The organism is Asticcacaulis sp. W401b, assembly GCF_046503825.1.
In the GTDB taxonomy this organism is placed as follows: Bacteria; Pseudomonadota; Alphaproteobacteria; order Caulobacterales; family Caulobacteraceae; genus Asticcacaulis.
The window spans coordinates 746,538-772,336 of sequence record NZ_JBKFEE010000001.1 but is presented as its reverse complement, the minus strand read 5'-3'; the positions used below and the strand labels follow the sequence as shown (position 1 = coordinate 772,336).

General features: G+C 61.5%; 25 protein-coding genes. 16 read left to right on the top strand and 9 right to left on the bottom strand.

Annotation, left to right across the window (positions count from 1 at the left end; all coding sequences use genetic code 11):
* The first annotated feature begins 240 nt into the window (after nucleotides 1-240).
* Nucleotides 241-1,263, top strand: a complete 1,023-nt coding sequence (gene araD1, locus ACK8OE_RS03630) for an AraD1 family protein (protein ID WP_410271403.1) — start codon at nucleotides 241-243, stop codon at nucleotides 1,261-1,263.
* A 163-nt stretch (nucleotides 1,264-1,426) separates the two neighbouring features.
* Here the strand turns inward: araD1 and ACK8OE_RS03625 are convergent, their stop codons facing one another.
* On the bottom strand, nucleotides 1,427-1,600 hold the full coding sequence (locus ACK8OE_RS03625) for a hypothetical protein (RefSeq protein ID WP_172961154.1): 174 nt from the start codon (nucleotides 1,598-1,600) through the stop codon (nucleotides 1,427-1,429).
* A 391-nt stretch (nucleotides 1,601-1,991) separates the two neighbouring features.
* On the opposite strand from ACK8OE_RS03625, the gene ACK8OE_RS03620 reads away from it, so the two are divergent.
* The 9 genes from ACK8OE_RS03620 to ACK8OE_RS03580 all read left to right on the top strand — a co-directional run bounded on the left by ACK8OE_RS03620 (nucleotide 1,992) and on the right by ACK8OE_RS03580 (nucleotide 9,527).
* Nucleotides 1,992-2,294 carry a hypothetical protein gene (locus ACK8OE_RS03620; protein WP_290795419.1) on the top strand — a complete coding sequence of 101 codons (303 nt, stop codon included), beginning with the start codon at nucleotides 1,992-1,994 and terminating at the stop codon, nucleotides 2,292-2,294.
* A gap of 81 nt (nucleotides 2,295-2,375) precedes the next feature.
* Nucleotides 2,376-2,828 carry a hypothetical protein gene (locus ACK8OE_RS03615; RefSeq protein WP_410271402.1) on the top strand — a complete coding sequence of 151 codons (453 nt, stop codon included), beginning with the start codon at nucleotides 2,376-2,378 and terminating at the stop codon, nucleotides 2,826-2,828.
* Nucleotides 2,829-2,934: 106 nt separating this feature from the next.
* The gene (locus tag ACK8OE_RS03610) at nucleotides 2,935-3,090 is read left to right on the top strand and encodes an entericidin A/B family lipoprotein (RefSeq protein WP_013479491.1); all 156 of its coding nucleotides are present in this window, start codon (nucleotides 2,935-2,937) and stop codon (nucleotides 3,088-3,090) included.
* A gap of 97 nt (nucleotides 3,091-3,187) precedes the next feature.
* Nucleotides 3,188-5,032 carry a sensor histidine kinase gene (locus ACK8OE_RS03605; RefSeq protein WP_410271401.1) on the top strand — a complete coding sequence of 615 codons (1,845 nt, stop codon included), beginning with the start codon at nucleotides 3,188-3,190 and terminating at the stop codon, nucleotides 5,030-5,032.
* 4 nt (nucleotides 5,033-5,036) lie between these two features.
* Nucleotides 5,037-5,501 (top strand): response regulator, encoded by a 465-nt coding sequence (locus tag ACK8OE_RS03600; protein WP_290795412.1) that lies wholly within the window; start codon nucleotides 5,037-5,039, stop codon nucleotides 5,499-5,501.
* Nucleotides 5,502-5,508: 7 nt separating this feature from the next.
* Nucleotides 5,509-7,086: a response regulator gene (locus tag ACK8OE_RS03595; RefSeq protein WP_410271400.1), complete on the top strand. Its 1,578-nt coding sequence runs from the start codon at nucleotides 5,509-5,511 to the stop codon at nucleotides 7,084-7,086.
* 109 nt (nucleotides 7,087-7,195) lie between these two features.
* A complete protein-coding gene (locus tag ACK8OE_RS03590) occupies nucleotides 7,196-7,693 on the top strand; it encodes a hypothetical protein (RefSeq protein ID WP_410271399.1) in 498 nt (165 codons plus the stop codon).
* An 80-nt stretch (nucleotides 7,694-7,773) separates the two neighbouring features.
* The gene (locus tag ACK8OE_RS03585; RefSeq protein WP_410271398.1) at nucleotides 7,774-8,586 is read left to right on the top strand and encodes a sensor histidine kinase; all 813 of its coding nucleotides are present in this window, start codon (nucleotides 7,774-7,776) and stop codon (nucleotides 8,584-8,586) included.
* Nucleotides 8,587-8,744: 158 nt separating this feature from the next.
* Nucleotides 8,745-9,527 (top strand): response regulator, encoded by a 783-nt coding sequence (locus ACK8OE_RS03580; RefSeq protein WP_410271397.1) that lies wholly within the window; start codon nucleotides 8,745-8,747, stop codon nucleotides 9,525-9,527.
* A 97-nt stretch (nucleotides 9,528-9,624) separates the two neighbouring features.
* On the opposite strand, the gene ACK8OE_RS03575 is transcribed toward ACK8OE_RS03580, so the two are convergent.
* Nucleotides 9,625-10,110: a MarR family winged helix-turn-helix transcriptional regulator gene (locus ACK8OE_RS03575; RefSeq protein ID WP_410271396.1), complete on the bottom strand. Its 486-nt coding sequence runs from the start codon at nucleotides 10,108-10,110 to the stop codon at nucleotides 9,625-9,627.
* 70 nt (nucleotides 10,111-10,180) lie between these two features.
* On the opposite strand from ACK8OE_RS03575, the gene ACK8OE_RS03570 reads away from it, so the two are divergent.
* Nucleotides 10,181-11,020, top strand: coding sequence for an alpha/beta hydrolase (locus ACK8OE_RS03570; RefSeq protein ID WP_410271395.1), 840 nt, complete (start codon nucleotides 10,181-10,183; stop codon nucleotides 11,018-11,020).
* 48 nt (nucleotides 11,021-11,068) lie between these two features.
* Here the strand turns inward: ACK8OE_RS03570 and ACK8OE_RS03565 are convergent, their stop codons facing one another.
* The 6 genes from ACK8OE_RS03565 to ACK8OE_RS03540 form a co-directional block, all read right to left on the bottom strand.
* Complete coding sequence (locus ACK8OE_RS03565) at nucleotides 11,069-11,251, bottom strand: DUF1328 domain-containing protein (protein ID WP_013479482.1); 183 nt, start codon at nucleotides 11,249-11,251, stop codon at nucleotides 11,069-11,071.
* A 443-nt stretch (nucleotides 11,252-11,694) separates the two neighbouring features.
* Nucleotides 11,695-12,402, bottom strand: a complete 708-nt coding sequence (locus ACK8OE_RS03560) for a response regulator (RefSeq protein ID WP_013479481.1) — start codon at nucleotides 12,400-12,402, stop codon at nucleotides 11,695-11,697.
* A 124-nt stretch (nucleotides 12,403-12,526) separates the two neighbouring features.
* Nucleotides 12,527-14,026 carry a tryptophan halogenase family protein gene (locus ACK8OE_RS03555; protein ID WP_410271394.1) on the bottom strand — a complete coding sequence of 500 codons (1,500 nt, stop codon included), beginning with the start codon at nucleotides 14,024-14,026 and terminating at the stop codon, nucleotides 12,527-12,529.
* Nucleotides 14,027-14,133: 107 nt separating this feature from the next.
* Entirely contained in the window at nucleotides 14,134-16,989 is a 2,856-nt protein-coding gene (locus tag ACK8OE_RS03550) for a TonB-dependent receptor (RefSeq protein ID WP_290795387.1), read from the bottom strand.
* Between the two features lie 394 nt (nucleotides 16,990-17,383).
* Nucleotides 17,384-18,397 carry a LacI family DNA-binding transcriptional regulator gene (locus tag ACK8OE_RS03545; RefSeq protein ID WP_410271393.1) on the bottom strand — a complete coding sequence of 338 codons (1,014 nt, stop codon included), beginning with the start codon at nucleotides 18,395-18,397 and terminating at the stop codon, nucleotides 17,384-17,386.
* Nucleotides 18,398-18,466: 69 nt separating this feature from the next.
* Nucleotides 18,467-20,548 carry a glycoside hydrolase family 2 protein gene (locus ACK8OE_RS03540; protein ID WP_410271392.1) on the bottom strand — a complete coding sequence of 694 codons (2,082 nt, stop codon included), beginning with the start codon at nucleotides 20,546-20,548 and terminating at the stop codon, nucleotides 18,467-18,469.
* Between the two features lie 165 nt (nucleotides 20,549-20,713).
* Here ACK8OE_RS03540 and ACK8OE_RS03535 point away from each other — a divergent pair, with 165 nt between their 5' ends.
* From ACK8OE_RS03535 to ACK8OE_RS03515, 5 genes are all read left to right on the top strand, one after another.
* A complete protein-coding gene (locus tag ACK8OE_RS03535; protein ID WP_410271391.1) occupies nucleotides 20,714-21,442 on the top strand; it encodes a polysaccharide deacetylase family protein in 729 nt (242 codons plus the stop codon).
* A gap of 140 nt (nucleotides 21,443-21,582) precedes the next feature.
* A complete protein-coding gene (locus tag ACK8OE_RS03530; protein ID WP_410271390.1) occupies nucleotides 21,583-21,975 on the top strand; it encodes a MerC domain-containing protein in 393 nt (130 codons plus the stop codon).
* Between the two features lie 85 nt (nucleotides 21,976-22,060).
* On the top strand, nucleotides 22,061-22,369 hold the full coding sequence (locus tag ACK8OE_RS03525; protein ID WP_126421331.1) for a Dabb family protein: 309 nt from the start codon (nucleotides 22,061-22,063) through the stop codon (nucleotides 22,367-22,369).
* A 298-nt stretch (nucleotides 22,370-22,667) separates the two neighbouring features.
* The gene (locus ACK8OE_RS03520) at nucleotides 22,668-23,558 is read left to right on the top strand and encodes an alpha/beta hydrolase (protein WP_410271389.1); all 891 of its coding nucleotides are present in this window, start codon (nucleotides 22,668-22,670) and stop codon (nucleotides 23,556-23,558) included.
* Nucleotides 23,559-23,743: 185 nt separating this feature from the next.
* The gene (locus tag ACK8OE_RS03515) at nucleotides 23,744-24,172 is read left to right on the top strand and encodes a hypothetical protein (RefSeq protein ID WP_410271388.1); all 429 of its coding nucleotides are present in this window, start codon (nucleotides 23,744-23,746) and stop codon (nucleotides 24,170-24,172) included.
* Between the two features lie 120 nt (nucleotides 24,173-24,292).
* Here ACK8OE_RS03515 and ACK8OE_RS03510 read toward each other — a convergent pair whose 3' ends face one another.
* Nucleotides 24,293-25,687, bottom strand: a complete 1,395-nt coding sequence (locus tag ACK8OE_RS03510; RefSeq protein WP_410271387.1) for an L-serine ammonia-lyase — start codon at nucleotides 25,685-25,687, stop codon at nucleotides 24,293-24,295.
* Between the last annotated feature and the right edge of the window lie 112 nt (nucleotides 25,688-25,799).

Here is a 25,799-nt window from a genome sequence, read left to right as displayed (position 1 = left end):
TACCGGCTGAAAGCCGGAGGGGGGTTATACGTCGGTATTAACCCCACCGTCTTCGATACCAAAGGCATCGAATCCACCTCCCCTGAAATCAGGGGAGGCGCTTTAAAGCGGGCTCGTAAAATCCTGTCGAGCCGATAGAAACGAGTCTGATCATAAACACGATTTGACAAACGGCAAAGGCGGGCCTAAGTCACAATCAATTGTCTGAGTTTTAAGAGCAATATTTGTTGGGAGTGATCCATGACCCTTCGCCTGATCCAGTTTGTCGATGCCCACGGGACGCGCGGTGTGGCCGCTGCCGAAGATGACGGGTCGGCGAAGATTATTCTGGGCGTGTCCACGACCTATGAGCTGGCCAGGGCCGCCATCGCCGCCAAACGCTTGATCGCCGATCAGGTGGCGCAGCAGGGGCTGGGTGAGGCCGTGGATATCGCGCTGGCCCTGTCCGAAGGCCGTGTGCTGGCCCCCATCGACCATCCGGACCCGGCGCACCTGCACCTGACCGGGACGGGCCTGACGCACCTGGGCTCGGCTGAGGGCCGCGACAAGATGCACGCCAAGGCCAAAGAGGCGACCAAAGACGGGGGCGGCGAAGAGAACCTGACCGACTCCATGCGTATGTTCCTGATGGGCGTGAAGGGTGGCAAGCCGGCTTCGGGCACGGCCGGGGCGCAGCCGGAATGGTTCTATAAGGGCAATGGCTATGCGCTGGTCGGACCGGGCGCCGAGCTGGTGTCGCCGGGCTTTGCCGAAGACGGCGGCGAGGAGCCGGAAATGGCCGGTATCTACGTCATCGGCGAGGACTCTCAACCCTATCGCATCGGCTTTGCGCTGGCCAACGAGTTCTCGGACCATGTGACCGAAAAGCAGAACTATCTGTGGCTGGCCCACTCCAAGCTGCGTCCGGCGAGCCTCGGTGTCGAGATCCTGACGGGCGACCTGCCCAGCCACGTCGAAGGCACGTCGAAGATCGTGCGCGGCAATGAAGTGATCTGGGAGAAGCCGTTCATCTCCGGCGAGGACAACATGTCCCACACGTTTGAGAATCTGGAACACCACCACTTCAAGTACGAACTGTTCCGCGTGCCGGGCGATGTGCACGTGCACTGCTTCGGGACGGCAACGGCGAGCTTTGCCGACGGTGTGAAGACGCAAGAAGGCGACGTGTTTGAAATCGACGCCCGCCCCTTCGTCCACCCGCTCAGAAACCCCCTCAAAACCACCGAACCGCTGGCCCACACCGCGAAGGTGGTGCGGTTGTAACGCCTGTCTTACACCTCCCCGGCACGCCGGGAAGGTATAAAAAACCGCCCTGATCTTTGCGGATCAGAGCGGTTTTCCGTTGCTAGCGGTCTGACGTTAGAGCGATGTGCGGAAAAGTGTGAGCGGTTTTCCGCAAAAACATCGCGATAAAACAAAAAAGGCCTTAAGGCTTTTCGGAGCCGACCGGGTTCACCTTGGGCATCTTGCCCTGTTCGATGCGGCCTTCGTTGCGCAGCTTGCGACCGTCTTCGGCCATCTTGTCGTTGTGCAGGGCTTCGCCCAGTTCCTCTTCGACGCCGCCGGCGGTTTCCTTGATCGAGCCTTTGATATCGCCCATGTCTGATCTCCTTTGTGAGGGTAGGGGTGTGAAGGTCGCGACGCGGGTGAAAGCGCGCGACCCTGATGCTAAGCTGCGCCCGCGCTGCGTCAGTTTTCGCCGGGTTTGCAAGGCCTTGCGCGTAAGTAAAAAATCAGGAAACGCGCCTTTATCTGCCCCTTATTTTTGCTTTCAGCCATAGGCATCGCATCCTTAAAGCCGCGCCGATAGGGTTCAGTCATCACATCCACACGGACCAAGACACGGACGAAAACGAGATACCCCCCCCCATCCTCGTTTTGATGCTGTCTCAGACGGCCTTCCGTGTCAGACATCCCCCCCCCGCCCCGCGGTCCGTGTGGATGTGACCCCCATTCCTCCCCCATATCGCACGCCCTCAAAGGAGAGATTGATGCTGTCCCCCGCCACCAAAGCCGCCGCCGGAGTCACCAAGGTTCTGGCCGAACACGACGTCCGTTCGGAAGCCGACCGTACCGTTGAAGGCGTTGAAAAGACCGCGCGCCACGTGGCTGATGACCTGTCTTCGCGCGCCAACGAAGCCGGTGCCAAGCTGCGTCATCTCTTTGATGACGCGCAGGGCCATCTGAACAAGGCCGGTGGCCGCCTCAATAAGGAAGTGCACGAAAACCCCGTGCGCACGGGTCTTCTGGCGCTGGGTGCCGGTGTGCTGATCGGCATGATGCTCAAGCGCTGATCGGGCGTTTCGTCTGAAGGTTTAAGGGCGAGGTCCACAGCGGCTTCGCCCTTTTTTGTATCGGTTGTGAAAGGGTCGCGAATGTCTGTGCTGTTACGTGTGGCGGAACTGTTTTTTGTGCGTCAGCGCTTTCGTCAGGTGCGGTCGCAGGCCCTGGCCTTTCTGAGCGCGCTGGGCGTGCTGGTCGGGCTGATGGTGTTTACGCTGGTGGCGCTGGCGCTGGGGCTTTCGGTCTTGCTGCTGCTCGCCTTTCACGGCTTGCAGGCGCTGGGGCTCACGCCGCAGGGCGCGGGCGGCATCGTCGCCGCTCTGGTCATTGCTGTGGGGCTTGTCCTGCTGGTGGCCATCGGCCGCGCCCGGCGCGCCGTGCAGGGGACGCTTGAGCACCTGATCAGCGAAACCTCGGCCCTGCCGGGTGAGCGTGAGGTGCAGGGCGTGGTGACGCGCACCGCCGGTGGGGCCGTGTCGGTGTGGCGCGCTTTTCGCGACGGGCTGAGGAGCGGAAAATCAAGCCGCCGTAAAACAGCCGCCTGATTTTTCTTATGATTTATTTATTAAGGCCTCTGTCGATGGCATGGACCCATTACCGGTGCGGCGGCAAGCTCTGAGTAAGATGGGGCATTTGAAAAGGACCAAGCACATGACCAACAAGATCGCCAAGATGATCGTAATTGCCGGCGTTGCGCTGGCGGCCGTTCCGGCCCTGTCTGCCTGCAACACCATTGAAGGTGCGGGCAAGGACGTTCAGGCCGGGGGCGAAGCGGTTTCCGACGCCGCCAAGGACGCCAAGAATTAAGCCAGTCGTAAGGCTGGACATTTCCGGTTTTCGCAGGTTCTGATGCCGCAGGGCTTCAGGGCCTGCGTTTGCGTATATGATGGACGGGGAAAGACGGATGATGTGGCAAAAGCTGCTGCGGCAGCGACGATACTATCTGGTGCTGTTTGTCCTGCTGTCGATTGCGACCGTGGCCTTTTCGTTCATCGTCTACGCCCATTACAACCGCATTCAGGACCAGAACCGGCAATCCCTGTTTGAATACGAGGCCATTCGCCAAAGCCGGGTGGTGCTGGTCGATCTGCTCGATATGCAGACGGGGGTTCACGCCTATCTGGTGTCCGGCGATGAGGCGACGCTGACCAGCTATCGCACGGCGCGCGATATGCTGGAGCGTGATCTGTCGGCCTATCGCACCCTGGTGTTGCGCCATGATCCGCAGGCGGCGCGCGACATCTATCTGTGGCTCGATAATATCCGATCTCTGCGCAAGACCTTCGACGATCAGGTCGAAAACCGCCGGCTGGGGCGCGGGGCGGCGCTGACGCGCGAAGCGTTTGAACGACAGGTGCGCGACATGGCGCACGTGCGCCGCGCGCTGGAGGCCACCAATGTGCGGCGTCTGGTCGAGGTGCGGCTTCAGACGGCGGAGGTGGTGAAGGCGCGTTCGGATTTTGTCTTTACGCTGGTCATCGGCAGCATCCTGCTGATCGGCGTTATGTTGCTGGGGACAGTGACGATCCTCAATCTGGAGGCCGATTTCCGCAACCGTCTGGCCGAGCAGGAGGCCGTCATGCAGCGCTATCGTGAGGTCACCGAAGGCATTAACGACGGCCTGTTTGAGGTGAATTTCGTCAGCGGCGACGTCTATTGCTCCGCGGCCTATAAGGCCATGCTGGGCTATGCCCCGGACGAGGTGGAAAACCGCTGGGAGGTGTTACGCGACATGATCCACCCGGATGACCGCGAGGCGGCGGACGCCGATCTGCGCCGCTATATGGAGGGCACGGACGCCACCTATCGCAGCATCTTCCGCATGCGGCACAAGGACGGCGGCTATCGCTGGATTTTGTCGCGCGGCGTCGGCACCGGGGCCGATTTCAGCGGCATCAAGAGCATGATCGGCACCCACGCCGACATTACCGAACAGAAGCAGCGCGAGGAAGAGTTGCGTCAGCTCTATGCCGATCTGGAAACCTTCACCTACATCACCTCGCACGACCTGCGCGCGCCTCTGGTCAATCTGAAAGGTTTTTCCAAAGAACTGGAAATATCAATGAAGGCGGTGACCAACGCCATCGCCCCGTATCAGAAAGACTTTGCGCCAGAGCATCAGAAGGCGCTCGATCTGGCCCTGAAAGAGGACGTGCCGGAGTCGCTGGGCTTTATCGCCAAAGGGGTTGAGCGCATGGACAGCCTGACGCGCGCCATCCTAGACCTGTCGCGCATCGGTAAGCGCGTCTATACGGTCGAGCCCGTTAACACCCAGACTATATTCGATAAATGCGTTGGGGCTCTGGGGTACGATATTACGCAAAAGGGGATCGAGATACGCTGTGACCCCTTACCGCAGATCATGAGCGACGCCGTGGCGCTGGAGCAGATTTTCGGCAATCTGCTCGATAATGCGGTCAAATATCTGCGGCCGGATATTACCGGAAAGATAGAAGTCTCTGTGCGCGAGACGCTGCATGATTACATCTTCACCGTGTCGGATAATGGCCGCGGCATCGCCGATATCGACAAGCCGAAGGTGTTTGAAATCTTCCGCCGGGCTCGCAATACGACCGAGGTCGGTGGGCTGGGGCTCGGCATGGCCTATGTCAAGGCGACGCTGAGGCGCCTGTCCGGTGACATCTGGTTCGACTCGAAAATTGATGAAGGGACGCGCTTTCATGTGCGCCTGCCCAAACGCCCGCGCCTGAGCGAAGCGTCACGCCCTGTAACTGCGATGGAAGCCTGAACCTATGATGGTCCCTGCCTTTGACGATCAGTTCACCTTGGTCATGATCGAAGACGATGCCGGTCACGCGCGCCTGATTCGCAAGAATCTGGAGCGCGCCGGTATCGGCAATCCGGTGCGCCATTTCGAAGACGGAGCGGCGGCCATCGACTATTTCTTCGGTGAGCACCTCAGCGCGGCCCAGACCGCCGAACGCCATGAGCGGACTCTGGTGCTGCTCGACCTCAACATCCCGCATATCGACGGCTATGAGATTCTGCGCCGCCTCAAGGGCGATCCGTCCACGCGCGCCATTCCGGTGATCGTGCTGACCACGACCGATAATCCGCGCGAAATCGATCGCTGCTATGAGCTGGGCTGCAATGTCTATATCACCAAGCCGGTCGAATACGACAACTTCTCCGACGCCATCCGCAAGCTGGGCCTGATGCTTGCCGTGGTGAAGGTTCCCAACACCGTGGTGAAATAAGATGCCGATGTCTTCCCCCCCCCTGACCCGCATCCTGTATATCGAAGACGATGAGGCGCTGGGTCGCCTGCTGCAAAAGCGCTTTCGCCGCCACAGCCTTGAGGTCGATCTGGCCGTCACGGCTGAGGCCGGGCTGGAGGTGATGGCGCAGCAGGGGTTTGATCTGATCCTGCTCGATTACAACCTGCCGGGCATGAATGGCCTGGAGATGCTGAAGGCCCTGAAGGCGCGCGAGATCACGACGCCGGTCATCATCCTCACCGCCGGCGGTGACGAAGCCATCGCGCTGGAGGCGATGGAGCTGGGGGCGGCTGACTATGCGGTTAAGGACATCAATCAGGCCTATCTCGACCTGCTGCCCGCCGTCATGCAGGCGGCCTTCACCAAGGAACGCCTGCTGCGCGAGAACGAACGCCAGCGTCAGGAGCTTCAGGCGGCCAAGGAGCGCGCTGAAGCCGCGTCGCAGGCCAAGACGGACTTTCTGGCCACCATGAGCCATGAGATTCGCACACCGCTCAACGTGGTGACGGGCCTGTCGGACATTCTGATCAAGTCGCCGCTCAATGACGATCAGTACCGTATTGTTGAGACTCTGCGTACCAATGCGCAGCTTCTGTTGCGGCTGATCAATGATCTTCTCGATATTTCCAGAATTGAGGATAATAAGATCGAACTGGAGTCCACCGCCTTCCGTCCGGCCGATGTGCTGGAAGACCTTAAGATGATGTTTGCGCAGGATATTGAGCGCAAGGGGCTGGACTTTGCCCTGACCGACAACACGCAGGGCGTGACGGTGCGCGGTGACCGCACGCGCTTGCAGCAGATCGTGATGAACCTGATTTCGAACGCGCTCAAGTTCACCGCGCGCGGTGAAATCGAGCTGATCGGTGAGGCGCAGAGGCGCGGCGACCGCGTCGATCTGAGCCTTGCGGTCCGCGACACCGGCATCGGTATCCCCGAAGCCAAGCGCAGCCAGATTTTTGACAAGTTCACTCAGGCCGATGCCTCGATCACGCGGCGTTTCGGCGGGTCGGGGCTGGGCCTGTCGATCGCGCGCGCGCTGGTGGAGGTGATGGGCGGCGAGATTGCGGTGGACAGCGAAGAGGGGCGGGGTTCGCTGTTCAGCGTGCGCCTCAGCCTGCCGGTCGCGGTGATGGCAGTGGCCGATGATGAGCGTCCGCCTGTGCCGCCGCCGGGGCCGGGCGAGAGGCCGCGCGTGCTGATCGTCGAAGACTATGCGCCGAACGTGCTGGTCGCCACCCTGATGCTGGAAGAGATGGGCTATGAGGCCGAGGCGGCCGAGTCGGGTATCGAGGCGCTGGCCCTGCTGAAGGACAGCGATACGCCCTACCATGCCATTCTGATGGACGTGCAGATGCACGAGATGGACGGCTTTGAAACCACGCGGCGCATCCGCGAACTGGAGCCGGCGAGGGGCTTCCGCTACCGCATTATCGGCGTGACGGCACACGCCCTGGCCGGTGACCGCGAACGCTGTATAGAGGCGGGCATGGACGATTATCTGTCGAAGCCGATCCAGCCCGGACTTCTGGCGCAAAAACTGCGGGCACTGACCCCGGCCTGACGATGAGCAAAGGATTTCAGGCTTTTTACCGTCCCTTTATAGGCGGGTGGCCGCTCCGCACTGCGCCCTTGCGGAGGTCGGATTAGGGTTTCAGGACAAGGAGATAACCATGTCCGACCCTGTCGAACGCGATCCCGCCCTGACCTCCGCCCAACCGGCTGATCCGCCCGCGGATGCCGCCGCCTATGAGGCCCCCAACCCCGCGCCGGAGGCCGAAAAGGCGACGTCTGTGCCGGTGGATTTCACCCTCGATATCGAAGACGCGCAGCACCTGAGGCGCGATCTTCAGGACCTGCTGAGCGGGGTGGAAACCGTGCACCTCAAAAGCGATGTGAAGGCGCAGATTTCGCGCCTGAACGCCTGGGCGACGCGCTACGCCGAAGGGCTTGAGGCCGCGCGGCAACTGGGGGAAACCGGCCTGACCATGCTGGAAGAGGCGCGCGTGCATCTGGCGGCGCAGCTTGACGACTATCTGCGGCTGGAAGGCGAGGGGGGGCAGGTGGCGACGCCGGATCAGGGCCGCCTGATCGATGAACTGAACCGCGCGCTGCGCCGCATCACCCGTCTGCAAGGCGCGCTGCGCGGGCAGTTCATGCAAACCCAGTAATCTGTAACCTGTGCCCCCTGATGGTTGTTTTTAATGACCCGACGGGGTGTTTCGCTTGGCCTTGTGTACCGGAATAAGGTATGTCTCTGACCGCAGATGCCCATTCGGGGTTGGTTATGGATACAGAGGTCAGGGTGGACAAGGCAGAACCGGCTCCGGGGCTTGATCCGTCGCAGGAAACCCAACTCAAGGAAGCGCTGTACCGTCAGATGTTGTCCGCTGTATCCCACGACCTGAAAACCCCGCTGGCGACCATTATCGGCTCGCTGGAGGTCTATACCCTGCTCGAAGCCAAGCTGTCGGAGGAGAAGCGGCGCTCGTTGATTACGTCCGCCCTGTCCGAAGCCTATCGCCTCGACAAGTTCATCACCAACATCCTCGACATGGCCAAGCTGGAAAGCCGCGCCGTGCAGCCGCGCGAGGAGACGGCCAATCTGACACCGCTGATCCGCGATTCGATCACGCGACTGGGGCCTTTGAAGGATAAGGGCGAGATTCGCCTGCACGATCTGGGCGGTGCCGAGGCCTTTCACACGGATACGGTGCTGTTGTCGCGCGTGGTTGGCCTGATTATTGAGAACGCGCTGAAACATACGGGCAAGGCCCCGGTGGTCGATATCGACTATGGGGCCTCGGGCGAAGAGGCCTTTGTGCACGTGCGCGACCACGGGCCGGGCATCCCGCCGGACAAGATGCGCGCCATCTTCAACAAATATACGCGCCTGCAAAAGCAGGATCAGCAGAATGCCGGGACGGGTCTGGGCCTGTCGATCGCTGAGCTGATCATGACGCTTCTGGGCGGGCGTATTGAGGTGCGCAACCACCCCGAAACCGGCGCGGTGTTCAGCCTTTATGTGCCGGCGCAGATGGCCCCAACGGGTGTGGAAAGGTAAGGCGGAGTGTTTTGTTATGAACGCCTGGCGTTTGGTTACCAAGGCTTAACAAGCCTCCTTTAAAAGACGCTGCGAACCAAAGAGTTCAGTATTGCTCGCCAGAACAGGGGCCATACACAAAGGCGTCACCGCCAGATACAGGATCGTCTCAGGACCGCATGACCCATTCGACCGCGCTCATTATTGAGGACAGCGCCGTGCAGGCGCAGATGATCGGCCGATTGATTTCGGCGCAACCCGGATGGAGCCACATCCATTTTCCGACCTTCCGCGAAAGTTATGATGCGCTGAGTTCGTTTTCGGTGCAGGCGCTGTTTATGGACATCTTTGTCGGCACCACAAATGGGCTGGCGCACATAGAGGCCTTTCGCAAACGCAGCGGGTCGGCCCCGATTATCCTGATGACGGCGGGATCATCGCAGGAAAGCATCGAAGAGACCCTGCGCAAGGCGCGTCAGGCGCGCGCCGATTTCATCCTGCGCAAGCCGTTCGGCGAAGGTGACGTGCGGCGCATCTTTCAGACGGCCTTCAAGGACCTGAGTACGCGCACGCGAAAAAAACATGCGCTGGTGATCGACGACAGTCGCACCCTGCGCAGCTTTATCCGTGGCGCGTTGGAATTTGGCGGCTATCGCGTGTCGGATGCCGAATCGATGGAGGTGGCCTTCCGCGATGTCGATATTGCTCACGTTGATCTGGTGGTCTGTGACGTCTTTATGCCGGGCATGGGCGGTATCAAGGGCATGAGCTATATCAAACAGACCTGGCCTGCCGTGCCAGTGATCGCCATGTCGGCGGGTCTGGATGGACAGCTCAGCGAAACCGACGCGCTGAACGCCACTGGCCGCATCGGGGCCGATGCCGGTATCGCCAAGCCGTTTGAGGGCAGGCAGTTGCTCGAACTGGCGGATCGTCTTTTGAAAACGGCGGTACTGGTTTAGAGCGCATTCCGAAAAGTGTGCAACGGTTTTCGGAATCAAATGCGCGACAAAACAAAATGTTAGAGCGGAATTTAGATTCAGGCTGAACAAATCCGCTCTAAACCCGATCCGGTTCGGCCCACTGCGCCATACCGGCCGTGATGCGGCGCATATAGTCGCCCAGCGCCTGACATTCGGCGTCGCTGAGGATCGTCATCATTTCGGTCACCACGCCCGCCTGCACGGCCAGCGTCTGTTCGGTCAGGGCGCGTCCCGCCTCGGTCAGCCACAGCCGCCGCACGCGCTTGTCCGCCGCATCGCTGCGCCGTTCGATCAGGCCGCGCTTTTCCAGCTCCGGCAGCAGCATGGACAGGTTGGAGCGCCCGACCAGCAGCCGCTGCGCCAGTTCGTTCTGCGTCAGACCGGAAAAGCGGTAGATATTGGCCAGAATATCGTGGTGGGCGATACGCACCCCGTGCGGGGCCAGCCGGGCATTGAGCGTGCGCTCGACGATCTGATGGGCGCGCGCCACGGCGATCCAGTTGCGAAAACGCGGCAGCTCCCACGGCATGAGGCCGGTCGGGGCCGGGGTGTCTTGCGTCATCTCCGTCCTTGTGATTTGTTCAAGATTGAACTAATTATGGTTCAATCTTGAACAGAATAGGCCGTGATTGATGACTGTGCAACCGGATGCCGCGACGGAATCGCCCAAGGCGCAGGCCGACCGTCTGTTTGAGCTGTTCTGCACGCCGGAACCGCTGAGCGAGGCGGCGCAAAAGGGCATGGCGCGGGTGGCCGAACGCCTGAGCGCCGCCGAACCGCTGCGCATCCCGTTTCAGGGCGGCGAATTACAGGCCTATCGCTTTGCCGGAACCGGTCGCGGGACGGTGGTGCTGCTGCACGGCTGGACCGGTCAGGCGGCGGTGATGACCTTCTTTGTCGAGTCGCTGGTCAGCGAAGGCTTCGACGTGGTGGCGCTCGATTTTCCGGGCCATGGGCGGTCTGATGGTGAGCGCCTGCACGTGGCGCTGGGGGTGGCGGCCCTGCACGCGCTGCACGCCGTCACCGGGCCGTGGCACGGCGTGGTCGCCCATTCGTTCGGGGGCGCGGTGGCCTTTGCGGGCCTGTCGGGGCTGGTTGGTGACCTGCCGCCGCTTCACTATGGGCGGCTGGTGCTGATCGCCGCCCCCTGTTCCATGCCGCGCGTCTTCGATACCTTTGCGCGCCGCCACGACCTGTCGCCAGAGGCCACGGGGCATCTCAAAGACCATGTGAAGCGCCTGACCGGCCATCCGGTCGAAGCCTTTATGGGCGATGCGATCCTCAAGGCCCATCCGCTGCCGACACTGGTGCTGCACGCGCCGGAGGATCAGGAGGTGCTGTTCCTCAGCGCCGAAAGCTTTGCCGCTGCGGGCGATCATGTCAGTCTGCATCCCCTGCCCGGGCTGGGCCACCGCCGCATCCTCTATGCGAGGGAAACCGTGCAGGCCACGGCGGCCTTCCTTGCGAAGTAAAAAACCCCGCCGGTGAGGGCGGGGTTTTGTGTCAGGGATTCAATGGCCTCACATCGGTGGGCTTGAGCGACGCCCGGTCAGCGCGCTGTACACCAGACCGGCGATAAACAGCACCACAAAGACCACGGCGATGAACTTGGCGATATCGGCAAAGGTGCCAGCGAGGCCCGTAAAGCCGAACAGGGCGGCCACAACCGCCAGAATGAAGAAGGTGATGACCCATCTCAGCATTGGAAATCCTCCATAGGGATGTTTGTTGCTGAGACCAGCATCGCGCTGACCGCGTAAGGATACAAAACGGGGTAAAGTCTGCGTCCGTAAGCGCCGGGTAAGGCGCGGGATAATGGCTTAGAGCGGAATGATGTTAGGTGGAAACGGCTTGGCGCCATAGTGCCTCCCCTGATTTCAGGGGAGCCGGGCGGCCGGTGCCGGTGGCGCGTAGCGACGGGTGGGGTTAACAGCAGGGAATTTAACCCCACCCTCTTTTGTCGCTACGCTCCAAACTCCACCTCCCCTGAAATCAGGGGAGGCACTTGAATGATGATTCCATTCAGTATCATCTCGTCCTGAAATAACAAACGGCGGCCCCTGGGGACGGGGGCCGCCGTTTCTTCGCAGGGAGGGGGCCGAAGGGCGATCGGGGGAAGCGCCCTTAAGGACCTGATCCGGGGTGATCAGGCCGCGGTTTCGGCGACGATCTCCATGCGGTAACCGATACCGGATTCCGAGACGATGGACTTCGACAGCCCCGGCTTGGTTTCCAGCTTTTCGCGCACCTGACCGATATAGACGCGCAGATACTGGGTATCGTCCACGTGGGCCGGGCCCCAGACCTCTTTGAGGATCTGCTTGTGCGTCAGCATACGGCCGCGGTTGACGAGGAAGAAGCGCAGCAGGTCGTATTCCTTCGGCGTGAAGGGGACCTTCTTTTCGTCGATAAACACTTCGTGGCGGACAAGGTCCATGCGAATCGGACCATTGACCACATCGGGTTCACCCACTTCGCGCACGACCGACTTGCGCAGATTGGCATTGATGCGCGCCAGCAGGACTTCGGCGGAAAACGGCTTGGTGACGTAATCGTCGGCGCCCAGATTGAGGGCCGGCGCAGCGTCCATGTCTTCCGAGCGCGCGGTCAGCACGATGATCGGCACGTTCGACCACTGACGGATGGTCTGGATGACCTCCTTGCCGTCGATATCGGGCAGGCCCAGATCGAGCAGGATCAGGTCGGGCTTGACCGAAGCCGACAGGCGGATGGCCTGCTTACCGTTCTCGCTCTCGACGACCTTGAAATCGGCGACATCGAGGAAGATGTTCAGCATCTTGCGGATTTCGTCTTCGTCATCGACCACAAGAATGGTGTTCTTCTTTTCGATCATAAGGCGTCTCTCAGCAGGCAAGGGAGCATCAGGCCCCGCATTTACTATGGCCTTATGGGTAGCGTTCCGAAAATAAAAATTAAATGTGTGCGTCCGTAACGGTGTTTAAACAGCCGATAGCAAACTACACCGCGCGGCAATGCTGGGCGATATAGGCCTCGTGCGTCGGCAGGCCGTTTGCCGCCCGCCCGATAATGGTCCGCAGATTGGCCAGATAGTCCTGACGCGCGGCTTCGGGCACGGCGGCGACGAAGGGGTGCGCGGCGGCGGGGCGGACATTCTGCCCCACCATGACCTGAAGCCAGGCGGGAAGCTGAAACAGGTCGTTGGGGTGGGGCTGAATCATTCCTGACGCGCGGAACAGCGCCATCTTGTGCGCCAGCGCGTCCGGAATGGCCATGTGGCGCACCTGATCCCAGAAGGCTTCGCCGTGCCGTTCATTGGCGTGGTAGTGCAGGACGATAAAGTCGCGGATCAGCTCGAATTCCAGCGCGCTCTGACGGTTATATTCGGCCACCACAGCCGGGTCGAAACCGGCGTGCGGGAAGAGGGTGATCAGGCGCGCTATGCCTGACTGGATGAGGTGGATGGAGGTCGATTCCAGCGGCTCTATAAAGCCGGATGACAGGCCCAGCGCGATGACATTGCCGTTCCACTGAAGACGCCGCCGCCCGGTTTCAAAGCGAATCAGGCGCGGATCGGCCAGCGCCTGACCATCCAGCCGCGACAACAGGCGGGTGGCGGCCTCGTCTTCGGAGATATGGTCGCTGCAGAAGACGTAGCCATTGCCGGTGCGGTGCTGAAGCGGGATGCGCCACTGCCAGCCGGCTTCGCGGGCGATGGAGCGCGTATAGGGGGTGAGCGGCGAGACGCTTTCGCAAGGCACGGCGAAGGCGCGGTCGCACGGCAACAGGTTCTTCCAGCTTTCGAAGCCGGTTTTCAGCGCCCCTTCGATCAAAAGGCCGCGAAAGCCGGAACAGTCGATAAACAGATCGCCCTCGACCTGCTGGCCATCTTCAAGGCTGAGGCGCGTCACATGGCCCGTTTCGGCGTGCAGGGCGATGTCGCGGATACGCCCTTCGATGCGGCGTGCCCCCTTCGCTTCGGCCAGTCGGCGCAGATAGAGGGCGTAGAGCGAGGCGTCGAAATGATAGGCATAGGGCATGCCGGGCAGGGGCGTATTGGGGATCTGGTTCAGCGGTGCGAAACGGTTGGCGTAGGCGGCGCGTTCATTGAGCGAATAGGCCCACAGATCGTCGTCCTGCCCGTCGAGATGCGCCTGAAGCCAGTAGTGGTGAAACGGCACCGAGCCCAGATCGCGCCCCAGCGTGCCAAAGGCGTGCATATAGCTGTGGCCTTCGTGCCGCCAGCCTTCAAAGGCGATGCCGAGCTTGATCGTACCCTTGGTTTCGCGCAGGAAGTCGTTTTCGTCGAGGCGTAAGAGGGCGTTGAAGTGCGCGATCATCGGGATGGTCGCTTCGCCGACGCCGACCGAGCCGATCTCTTCGGACTCGATCAGGGCGAGGCTGAGCTGTTCCCCCATGATCTGCGACAGGGCGGCGGCGGTCATCCATCCGGCCGTGCCGCCACCGGCAATAACGATGCGCTTGACTGTATCGACCATGCCTGTTCCCGGATAAAAAGGAGAGGGTGAAAACAAAACACCCGCCGAAGCGGGTGTCCAGTACCCGGTCAGAGCGGAAACGCTCCGGCCGGGGAGGTTCTGAGCAATCAGAACTTGTAGTTGATACCGATGATGTAGCTCGAACCGTAGTCTTCGTACTTACGCACTTCGGCCGGGGTCGAGTAGTAGGTCATGAACGGCTCGTTGGTCAGGTTGTTGCCTTGCAGCAGGATGCTGAGGTCCTTCAACGGGCCGCTCTGGAAGGTGTAGGAGAGCTGCGCATCGACGATCGATTCGCCCTTCACCATGACCAGTTCGGCATTGTTCTGATAGTCGGGCACTTCACCCAGGAAGTCATCGCGCTTGCGCTGCGAGACGCGGGCCGAGAAGCCGTACTTTTCATAATAGACGGTGGTGTTTTCCACCTTCTCCGACAGGCCGGGGATGGGGATGGCCGTCGTGCCGTTCGGCTTGATCTCCGACTCGTTCTTGGTGAAGCTGTAGATCACCCCGAACCCGTCCAGCCACGGCGTGATCAGCTCACCCGGAATGGAGGCCGAGAATTCGAGGCCGCGGATATAGCCGCCGTCGCCGTTCAGCTTGGTCGAATAGATGCCCACGCGGTTGGTCTGGGCCGGGTGCGCCGGCAGGCCGGCCCCCAACTGGTTCGGATTGACCGCAAACTTCGTCGTGTCGCTGAAGTCATAGGTGGTGCGCGCGTCGAAGACGTAGGAGGTCAGGTCCTTCTTGAACAGGGCCAGCGCGACATAGCCCTTGCGACCGAAGTATTTTTCGATCGACAGGTCGTAAGAGGTCGCCCGCCACGGCTCCAGCGCCGGGTTGCCGCCATTGGCCGTCCAGTAGTAGTTGGTGGTGCCGCCCGTGCCGGTAACCGTGGCGCAGGGATTGCGGCAGGTGTCGTAGCTGAAGCCCGCCGACATGTCCTCCATCTTCGGACGCGACAGCGTCTTGGCCGCGGCAAAGCGCAGTTGCGTGTTGTCGAAGATTTCCCAGCTCAGGTTCAGGCTGGGCAGGACGTCATTATAGTCGGTGCCGCCCGTGATGACCTGACCGTTGTCAGGCGACACTGTGCCGCCGGTATAGATGGAGGTCGCCGTCTGTTCGGCGTGCTGCTGCTGGACACCGATATTGCCCAGAAGCGGCTTACCCAGCAGTTCGGTATTGATGTCGGCCATGAAGTACAGGGTGGTGACGGTTTCATCCACGGCCCAGGTGTTCTTGATGGCATTGGCGGCGACGTTGCGGCGGAAGGTATAGACGCCGTCGTTGTACATGCCGAGCGCATCGTAGGAGATCATCCCCTTGATGCCGATGAAGTCGAGCGCCGTGGTGCCGCGACGATACTGTTCCGGCACGGCCATCGACATCGGGACCGGCGTGGCCGCCTTCGACAGGGTGAGCGTGCCTTCGTTGCCGACCTTCGACTTCGAACGCTCCGTGCGGTTGATACCGAACGAGACTTTCGAGAACAGCGGGTTGTTGTCGAAGGTGCGCGTGGCGGCCAGACGGATGATGTCCAGTTCGTCCACAATCGTCGGGTTCTTCAGGTAACCGGCCTGCGTGCCGCCGCCCCAGCCGCGCGGGTCGGTCAGGAAGATGGTGCTGTAATTGGTGTAGTCGAGCGCCGAGGTGATGGTGGCGCCTTGCTGACCCGACTGCTTGATGGTCACGGTGTCGAGCGCGCCCGAACCGTCAAGACCCGTACCGGCGGTGGTTTCCAGAATCAGGTCCGTGCGATCGACCTTGGCGTGCGACAGGTCGGCTTCGAGCAGCCAGTTGTCGCTGAGGCGATAGCGGGTGTTCCAGCCGATATTGTCGAGCGTGGCTTCGCGCTGCGTGACGTAGTTGCCGAGCACCGTTTTGATGCCGGAGAAGGTGGCGCTGTTCACCAGACCGTTGGAGGCGGTGTAGGAGACGAGGCGCGTCTGGCCATCCCAGCCCGGCGGCACGGCGGCCCCGGCGCAGCCCGTCGGGCAGGCGGAGGAGCCTGAGTTATTGGCCGGGTTGAACAGCGGGAATTCGATGCGCGAACGCAGTTGCGTCTCGTTGAACTCCGAATGGTAGGCATCGACGGTCATGTGCAGACGGTCGTTCGGCTTCCATTCCAGCACGGCCATCAGGCCGTCGCGGTCGAGGTTGGACGAGGCGACTTCGGGCTTGGCGCCGTCGATGATGGTGTTGTTGGTGCCGTAGAAGTTACGCGTATAGCCCCAGGCTTCCCACTTTTGCAGTTGCGACGGCGAAGAGGTCGAGGCGTAGCCGATGGCCACACCCAGAGTCTTGTTGAAGAACTGGTCGATATAGGTGACGGCGTAGCGGTTGCCGGTATTGCTCGACCCGCCGATAAAGGCATCGTTGGAGTTTTGCTCGCGGCGATAGTTGAGCGCGACGACCTGCTTGCCGAACGACAGCGGGCGCACGGTGCGCAGATCAGCCGTACCGGCGATGCCTTGCGTCGGCATGGAGGCGTTCGGCGTCTTGTACACCAGAACCTGAGAGATCAGCTCCGACGGATACTGGTCGAATTCGACGCCACGGCCGTCATTGGTCGAAACCTGTTCGCGGCCATTGAGCGTGGTGACAGTGAAGTCCGGCCCCAGACCGCGCACGCTCAGCGACTGGGCGCGGCCATTGGTGCGTTGCGCCGCGATGCCGGGCAGGCGGGCGATGGATTCGGCAATCGACTGATCCGGCAGCTTGCCAATGTCTTCGGCCGAGACGGCTTCGACGATGGAGGTCGAGTTACGCTTGGCGGAAATGGCGTCCTGGATGCCGCGGCGGATACCTGTGACCACCACCTCGGTGACGCCATCGTCAGCCTGTTTCGCGGCGGTGTCCTGCGCCATGACGGGCGCCGACAGGGCCAGCGAGGTGACGAGCGCGATGCCCGCTCCGCTGCAGAGCAAGGTGGCGCGGCGGAAAGTGCCGTGTCCGGTTTTCATGATGTAGAGCCTTCCTGACTGTCTCTTATGGATCGCAAACTCTTCTGGTTCGCGTGGCAACACTCTGGTCCCTGTAACTTCTCAATAACCGGCCTCTGTCGGGCCGTGTCCGGGGTCTATGACACGGAGTTAATGTTTTTGCAACTGAGTGAAAATATTGCCCCGGATTTCCTGTACGCTTTGAGGCTGCTTGTGGCTCTGATGTAACGTTTTGCGCGCAATTGTGCGACAATAGGGCGGATTCAGCCACTTTTTCTCGCATTTGCGAGGTAAATATCTCGCAACCTCGGATCATACCAAAGGTACTGTTTTTTGCAATCTAATGCAAAAAATTACAAAATTATGCAAATTTTACGATAGCGCTAACATCTGACGTGGCGTTAATCTTGGGGTTCTACCCGCCGCAGGATTCGCGCACGACCAGTTCGGTCGAAAGACGCTCGGACAGCATTTCGCCCTCATTGAGCGACCCCAACAGTTTCGACACCATCAGGCGGCCGGCGCGCGCCAGTTCCTGTGAGATGGTGGTCAGCATGGGGTGGGCATAGGCGGCGAGCTGGATATTGTCGTAGCCGACGACCGAGACGTCCTGCGGCACGTTGCGCCCGCCGCGCGTCAGCCCCTTGATAGCCCCCAGCGCAATGATGTCCGAGGCGGCGAAGATGCCGTCAAATTCTATGCCCTTGTACAGGAGGTGGGTGACGGCGGCCTGCGCCGACTCCATCTCGAAGTGACAGGGCACGATCAGATGCGGGTCGAAGTCGAGCCCGGCGGCGTTCAGGGCGTTGAGATAGCCCTGATAGCGCTGCTTCATTTCCGGGGCTTCGCCGACATCGCCCAGATAGGCGATGCGCCGCCGCCCCAGCCGCGCCAGATGCGCTGTGGCGCGCGCCCCGCCGTGCAGATTGTCCGAACCGACGCTGCAATAGGTCTGACCGGCGATTTCCGCCCCCCAGACGATGAAGTTGCGGTGCGACTTCATGAGGTGGTTGAAGCGTTCGTGCAGGTAGGACTGCCCCAGAAAGATCACCCCGTCGGCGCGGATATTGTGCATCAGCGACGTCAGGTCGTGCTGGTTCTTGGGCGTCAGGTGCGACAGCAGCAGGTCGCAGCCCATGTCGCGCGCCGCTTCGCCGACATCGGAGATCATTTCCAGATAGAAGGGATCAGAGAAGCGCCCTTCGCGCCCGTGCGGCGGTGGGATGACGATGGCGATGGTGGCATTGGCACCGGACATCGGCACAGGCGCTTCGGCATCGCCGAAATAGTTGTGCTCGCGCGCAATCGACCAGATGCGCCGCTTGGTGACGCGGTTGACCGACGGCGAATCGGACAGGGCACGCGACACGGTGGCCACCGACACGCCGGCGATGCGGGCTATATCCTGAAGGCGGGGGCGGGGCGACACGATGCGATAATCCTTTGCGAATACCGCTTGCTTAATCGCCCTTGTGGCAAATGCAAAGTGTATTCAATGTCAGGGTGAGGGGATAAGGGTGTCCATGGGCGTCGTGTAGGCCCAGCGCACGCGGTCGTAATAGGCGCCGTTTTCGGCCTGTATCGTATTGACGCCGGGATTGAGCGGCACGCTTTTGAAGATCACCACGCCATTGACGGCGTTTTGCGTCGCCAGCTTGGCACCATTAACCGTCAGGGTGATCTGCGGCTGGTTGGTGTAGATCTTCACATCGGCGCGCGGCTCAGAGCGCTGGTTGAAACGGCGTGAGGTAATATAGACCACCGGTGCCTTCGACCACTGCGCCTTGTAGAACCAGAAGGCGTCCTTGCGCGTTTTGCGGTCATAGGTGACCAGGCCCTTGTCGTTGATGCCCGACTGCTCGCCTTCGTTGCGCCCGTCCGAGGCCGCGTCGAACATCTGCCACACGAAACGGCCCCAGATGAAGGGGCGGGCCTTCAGCATGGCCCAGTTGGTTTCGTGATACAGCGCCTGATACTGTTCCGGATGCCAGCCGGAGGCGGGCACGACCGCGCCGGGGGTGTCGTCCTGATGGGCGACGCTGCCGCCCGCGCCGTATTCGGTGACGGCGAACGGCTTGGTCGGGAAGCGCTTGTGATAGGCGTCCGCCCAGTCGCCCAGCGTGCCCTTCTGTTCCGGATACCAGCCGAAATAGCGGTTGAAGCCGAGCTGATCGGTGACGAGGGCGCGGGCATCGTCGTCGGCGACGCAGCAATGGGCGTAGATCGTTGCCCGCGTCGGGTCTTCGGTTTTGCTCACGGTATTCAGTTCGCGGAACAGACCGGCTATGGCCGCGGTTTCGCCGTGCAGTTCGTTGCCCAGCCCCCAGGCGATCACCGAGGGGTGGTTGAGGTTCTGCCGGATCAGTTCGCGCAGTTGCTGCGCCGCATTGGCGCGGATCGCTTCGGTCACCACAGGCAGGTGGCCAACAAGCGGAATCTCGGTGAGGACCAGAAGCCCGCGCCGGTCGGCCTCCTCATAGGCCGTTTCGGCGTGCGGATAATGGACCAGCCGCACCGCCGTCGCCCCCATCTCGTCGATCAGGTTGAAGTCTTCGACGATATCGGCCGGGGTGATCGCCCCGCCCTTGCCGGCGCGGCTGGCGTGCAGGTTGACGCCATTGACCTCATAGGGCTGGCCATTGAGTAAAAGCCCCTTTTGCGCATCGAAACGCACGGAACGGATGCCGAAGGCGACCGAATTGCGGTCCAGCGTGGCGCGGTCGTCGCTGATTTCGGTCACCGCAGAATAGAGGTAGGGGTCTTTTCGGCCATTCCACAGGCGCGGGGCTCGCAGTTCGCCTTTCAGGTCAGCCGTGGCCGTGCCGTTGGCGGCGACGTTGACGGCCTTGGAGACGCTTAGGACCGGGGTGCCCGATGCGTCGAAAATGCGCGTTTGCACAATCAGACGCGCCGCCTGAGCGCGACCATTGCGCAGGCTGACGCGGATATTCAGGGTCGCGCTTTGGGTGGATACGGTGGGCGTGGTGACGGCGACGGCGGATGAGCCGTGATCGAGCCAGTCGAACCCGGCTTCGCGCGCTTCGATCAGCGACACGCCGCGATAGAGCCCGCCATACACGGTGAAATCCCCGCCCGGCGGCGCGATGTGCGGCCAGACGGCGTTGGACACGCGCACGGCGATCACATTGCGCCCGACGGTGACGTAAGGCGAAACATCAAACCGGAAGGTGGCGTAGCCGCCTTCGTGCCGCCCAACAAAGGTGCCGTTGACGAACACATCGCTGACCAGCGCCGCGCCGTCGAATTGCAGATAGAGCCGCTTGCTGGCGGGCAGGGCCTTCAGGTCGATGGCTTTGCGATACCACATGGTGCCGCGGTAATAGTCGCTTTTGCCCGCCGTCGGGCCGTCTTCGCCATCGCCGGCATTGGCCGTGTGGGGCAGGGTGGCCACGCGCCACGCGCTGTCGTCAAAGGCGGGGGCTTCGGCGCCTTTGGCATCGGCCCTGAGAATGCGCCAGCCCGTATCGAGCGAGGCCGTGGCGTGAATCTGTGCGGCAGCGGGCAGGGCGATGCCGATACAGGTCAGCAGGACGAAGATCAGGGCGCGGGGGAGGCTCATCCTTGGCGTATCCTCTTTTTTTTCAATGGCCGGATGCGTTCAGCATCTTCGGCCGTTGCTATAATCACCCTAACGGCTTTCCAACGGTCGATTATGCAGGCAATATGGCTGCAAATAAGACCGTGCGGGTTTATCCGTCCGGATCATCTTTGTGGAGTGTGTTGCATGATTCGTTCGCTTGTTGTCGCGGCCTGTGTGAGTCTGGCCGCCCTGCCGGTGACGGCGCTCGCCTGTGCGGCGGACGCTTTGGGGACATCACGGACGCTGGTTTTAAAGCGCGAAGGGGCCGCCTACGGCACGGCGCAGCACGGGGCCTTGCCCTTGCAGCCGGGCGAGGTGGTGCTGACCTTCGATGACGGGCCGCGCGCCGAATCGACACCCCCGGTGCTCAAGGCGCTCGCCGATCAGTGCGTGAAGGCGACCTTCTTTATGGTCGGCGACAACATGGCCAAACACCCCGATCTGGCGCGTCAGGTGGCGGCGGGGGGCCATTCGACGGCGATGCACAGCCTGACTCACCTCAACATGACGCAACTGAGCCCCGACGCGCAACGCAGCGATCTGAAAACGACGCAGGACATTTACGCCGCGACCTTTGGCCATGCCGCCCCGGCCTATCGCTTTCCGTTTCTGGCCGAAAGCCCGACCCTGATGGAGGCGCTGAAAGCCCAAAAGATCACGGTGATGTCGGTCGATCTGGGCATTGACGACTGGCTGCCGGATCAGACGCCGGACATGCTCACGGCGCGCCTGCTGGAACGCTTAAAGGCCAAGGGCGGCGGCATTATCCTGATGCACGACGGTCAGGATGGCACGGCGGCGGCCCTGCCGCAGATGCTGAAAGCGCTGAAAGCCAATGGCTATAAGGTGGTGCATATCGAGTGGGAAAAATAGTCGGTCAGAGGGCTTGCTAAAAATGTTATAAAGTAACATGTGAGTTGGGCTATCTTTTTCGTCGCCCCTTGCAAAGAGTTACGGTATAACATATGTCTGAAGCCCGATCTTGCTCCGAAGCTGCGAAGCCCCCGCCCCCTATGACCACCGCGCCCGACCCCAAGCCGAATTCGTGGATGGATGCCACCGCCATTGGCCTGTCGGGCCTGTGTCTGGCGCACTGTCTGCTGCTGCCGTTTGCCGTGGCGGCCCTGCCGGTGCTGGGTCAGGTGGCGGGCGACCATCTGGTGCATCAGGTGCTGATCCTGATGGCCGCGCCGCTGAGCATCTGGGCGCTGCACCGCACGGGCGGTTGGAAAAAGCCGCTGGTGGCCGCTTTGGCGGTTATTGGTCTGGGCCTTCTGGCTGCGGCGGCCTTTGTGCCGGTGGTGGCTGCGCATGAAACCCTGATCAGCATTATCGGCGCGGTGTTTGTCGCCGGGGCGCACTATCTCAATTCGCGCCTGCATCGCCGGGGCCATAAGCACGGTTAAGCCCGGCATTTTCCCTCATGACGGTTGACTGAGCCGCCTGACGCTTTAAGAGGGGCGGCGGTTACATTTTGTACGGATTGCCCCGATGCTGCGTCACATCGTCATGTTCAGTTGCAAGGATAGCGCCGATCGCGACCGCATCCGTCAGGGCCTGTCCCTGCTGACGCAGATCCCGCACGCCCAGAAGCTGGAGGTCGCCTTTAATGAAAAGGTCGATCAGCTCGGCAACGATATCGAAGTCGTGGTCTATGGCGAATTTGCCGATGTGACGGCCTTGCGCGCCTATAAGGACCATCCGCTGTATCAGCAGTCGATTGATATTGTGCGCCCCTTGCGTGAGTTGCGCGTAGCGGCGGACTACACGGTCGAAGCGGCGGCCACCACGGCGTTGTAGAACGAGATGATTTTAGGTGGAAACGGCATAGCGCCATAGCACCTCCCCTGATTTCAGGGGAGGGTGGCGCGTAGCGCCGGGTGGGGTTAAAGCCGTGGTGTTAACCCCACCGTCTTTGACGCCTGAGCGGCGTCAAATCCCATCGCTTGCGAAAGCTATACTTTCGCTGCGCTATACCCCTGAAATCAGGGGAGGCGCTTGTTTGATGTTTCCATCAAAAGTCCTAACGTCTAAAAACACGTTTCCCCTTTTTACTGAGCTGCTTTAGTGTCCTTCCAAAACATAAGGGAGGATGATCATGCGCGCCTGTTTTGTCGCCCAAATGCTGGCCGGTGTAGTCGCGGTTTTGAGCCTGTCGCCCGCGCTGGCGGCAGAAACGATCCCTCAAAAGGCGGGCGTCGTTATACCCCTGTGGGATAAGGGTGCACCGGGCTTTGAGGCCTTGCGTGATGTGCCCGAAAAATCCGGCGACTGGTGGGTGCGGGGCGTCAATAATCCGTCCCTGACCGTGTTTCGCGCAGACCCCGCCCGCAACAGCGGTACGGCCATCATCGTCCTGCCGGGCGGGGGGCACGAAAACCTTGCTTTCAATTCCGAAGGGGTGAAACCGTCGCGCTTCCTTCAGGCGCAGGGCGTTACGGCCTTTGCGCTGAAATACCGGCTGGGGCGCGAAAGTGATAACCCGAAAGCGGATTATGACATCGCCATCCACGGCGCGGCGGACCTGAGGCGGGCCGTGCGCTGGGTGCGCGCCCACGCCGCCGAATATGGCATCAAACGCATCGGTGTGATGGCCTTTTCCGCCGGGGGCGAGCTGGTGCACATGACGGCCTTTGCGGGGTTTGACGGGGAAGCGACGGCGGCCGATCCGGTGGATCGCCTCAGTGCGCGCCCTGACTTTATCATCGAGGTCTATCCGGGGCCTTTGGGCGTGCCGGAGCGCTTTGAGACGGCGCCACCCCCGGCCTTCTTCCTGACGGCGCACGATGATCGAGGGCCGGTGGCGGTGCTGGACCGTCTGTCGCGGCTCTATGCGGCGTGGCCGGAGGTGCCGGTCGAAACACACATACTGGCCGCCGGTGGTCATGCCTTCAATATGGGCGAGCGGTCGAGCCTGCGCGCGGTCAAGGACTGGCCCGCGCGGTTGTCGGACTGGCTGATCGACAGGGGCTATGTCACCGTGCCATAATTGGGCCGCGCGCCGATGCTACTGGCACGGTTTATTCAGAGGGGAATGATCTCTTCGGGATCATTTCGCTCAAGCCGCCATTGAGGCGGCGGCCAAGGTGACGGAGCCACCGCCCGGCGAGGGGCTAAACAAATCCAGATCATCATGTTTTCATCAAAAAACATAATGATCTGGCGGGGAGTTTCATGAGCCTTGTGCGTCACGCGACCGCGATAGGGATGGGCCTGACGGGGCTGCTGATGGGCGTTGCTGCGGCGCAGACGGCCCCTCAATCGGCGGCACCTGTCACTGAGGTGAAGCCGCTCAGCGCTGCCGAGGCCAGCGAATGCCGCGCCATTGCCGAGGTGCTGCGCGATCGTCAGTACGAGATTATGGACAGTCTGATCGTGCGTATTGAACGCTCACCCAACCTTTCGACCGAGGGGCTGGTGGCCGCCAAAAAATCGCTCAGCGAAGCCGATGCGGCCATCAAGATCGCCGAAGGTCACACCGAACGCTTTGTCTTCGCCGCTGTGGCGACCCCCGCCGTCAAGACAGAGTTAGGCAAGGTGGACAGCGACACCCTGACGCCGCGCCTGAATGACTGCCTGAAACGTATGCCGCTGAAAAACTAGAGGAGGATGATTTTAGGTGGAAACGGCTTCGCGCTTTAGCACCTCCCCTGATTTGGCTTCGCCGAACTTCGTTTCAGGGGAGGAGCTGGAAACACGATTCCACCTAAAATCCTCTTCGCCCTAACACTCCACCACGTTGACGGCCAGGCCGCCTTGCGAGGTTTCCTTGTACTTCGACGACATGTCGAGGCCGGTCTGGCGCATGGTTTCGATCACCTGATCCAGCGTCACCTTGTGCGGGCCTTCGTCGCGCAAGGACAGGCGCGCGGCATTGGCGGCCTTCACCGCGCCGATGGCGTTGCGTTCGATGCATGGGATCTGCACCAGCCCGCCGACCGGATCGCAGGTCAGGCCCAGATTGTGCTCCATGCCGATCTCGGCGGCGTGCTCGATCTGAGGGGCGCTGCCGCCCCAGACGGCGCTGAGGCCCGCCGCCCCCATCGAACAGGCGACGCCGACCTCGCCCTGACACCCCATCTCGGCTCCGGACAGCGAAGCGCGCTGCTTATAGATCATGCCGATCCCGGCGGCGGTGAGCAGAAAGCGCCCGATCTTGCCGTCCGAGCGCGTGTCGGCCTCGCTCCAGCCATCAAAGGCGCAGTAATAGCGGATCAGGGCCGGGATAATGCCCGCCGCGCCATTGGTGGGGGCGGTGACGACGCGCCCGCCGGCCGCGTTTTCCTCATTGATGGCCATGGCAAACACGTTCAGCCAGTCGAACAGGCGCTCGGATTCCTGATTGTGCGCTTCGGTTTTTAACGTCTCAAACAGGCGCGGGGCGCGGCGCTGCACGCTGAGGCCACCGGGCAGGATGCCACTGGTTTTCAGGCCGCGATTGATGCCTGAATCCATCACCGCCCAGATGCGTTTCAACCCGGCATCGGTGTCGGCGCGCGGGCGACGGGCGTCTTCATTGGCCAGCACAACGTCATAGATGTTGAGTTTATGTTGCGCACATATGTGCAGCAATTCGGCCCCCGAGGTGAAGGGTAAGGCCGCCTTCTGACCCACACTGATGCGGTCGTTTTGCGCCGGAGCCGACAGTTGCGCCGCTGAGGCGATAAAGCCGCCACCGGTCGAATAGAGGGTGCGCTCAAACACTTCGACACCCGCCGCATCGTACAGGCGCACGCTCATGCCATTGGGGTGCAGGCGCGGCGTGATGTCGCCGCGAAAGTCGATATCGCGGCGGTAATCAAAGCCAATCGTCGGGCCGCCAGACAGCGAAATCTCTGTGGCGGTTTTCAGCGCTTCATAGGTGGCATCGGCCCAGTCGGGATCGACCTGATCGGGCTCGGCCCCCAACAGCCCCAGCACCGCCGCCTTGTCCGAGCCGTGGCCAATGCCGGTCAGGGCCAGTGAGCCCTGAAGCTCCACGCGCACGCGCGCCGCCTGATCGAGCACGCCCGCCGTCTTCGCTTCGATCAGGGCGCGGCGCGTAATGCGCATCGGCCCCACCGTGTGCGAGGAGGACGGGCCAATGCCGATCTTGAACATGTCGAGGACGGAAAGCATGGGGAAACTCGATGCAGATGTAACTTCGTCGCGGCTTAACACGGTTTGGCCTGCCGCAACATCCTGATTGTGCGATGGCCAAACCCCGCTATAGAAGAGGGAAGGGAGGCCA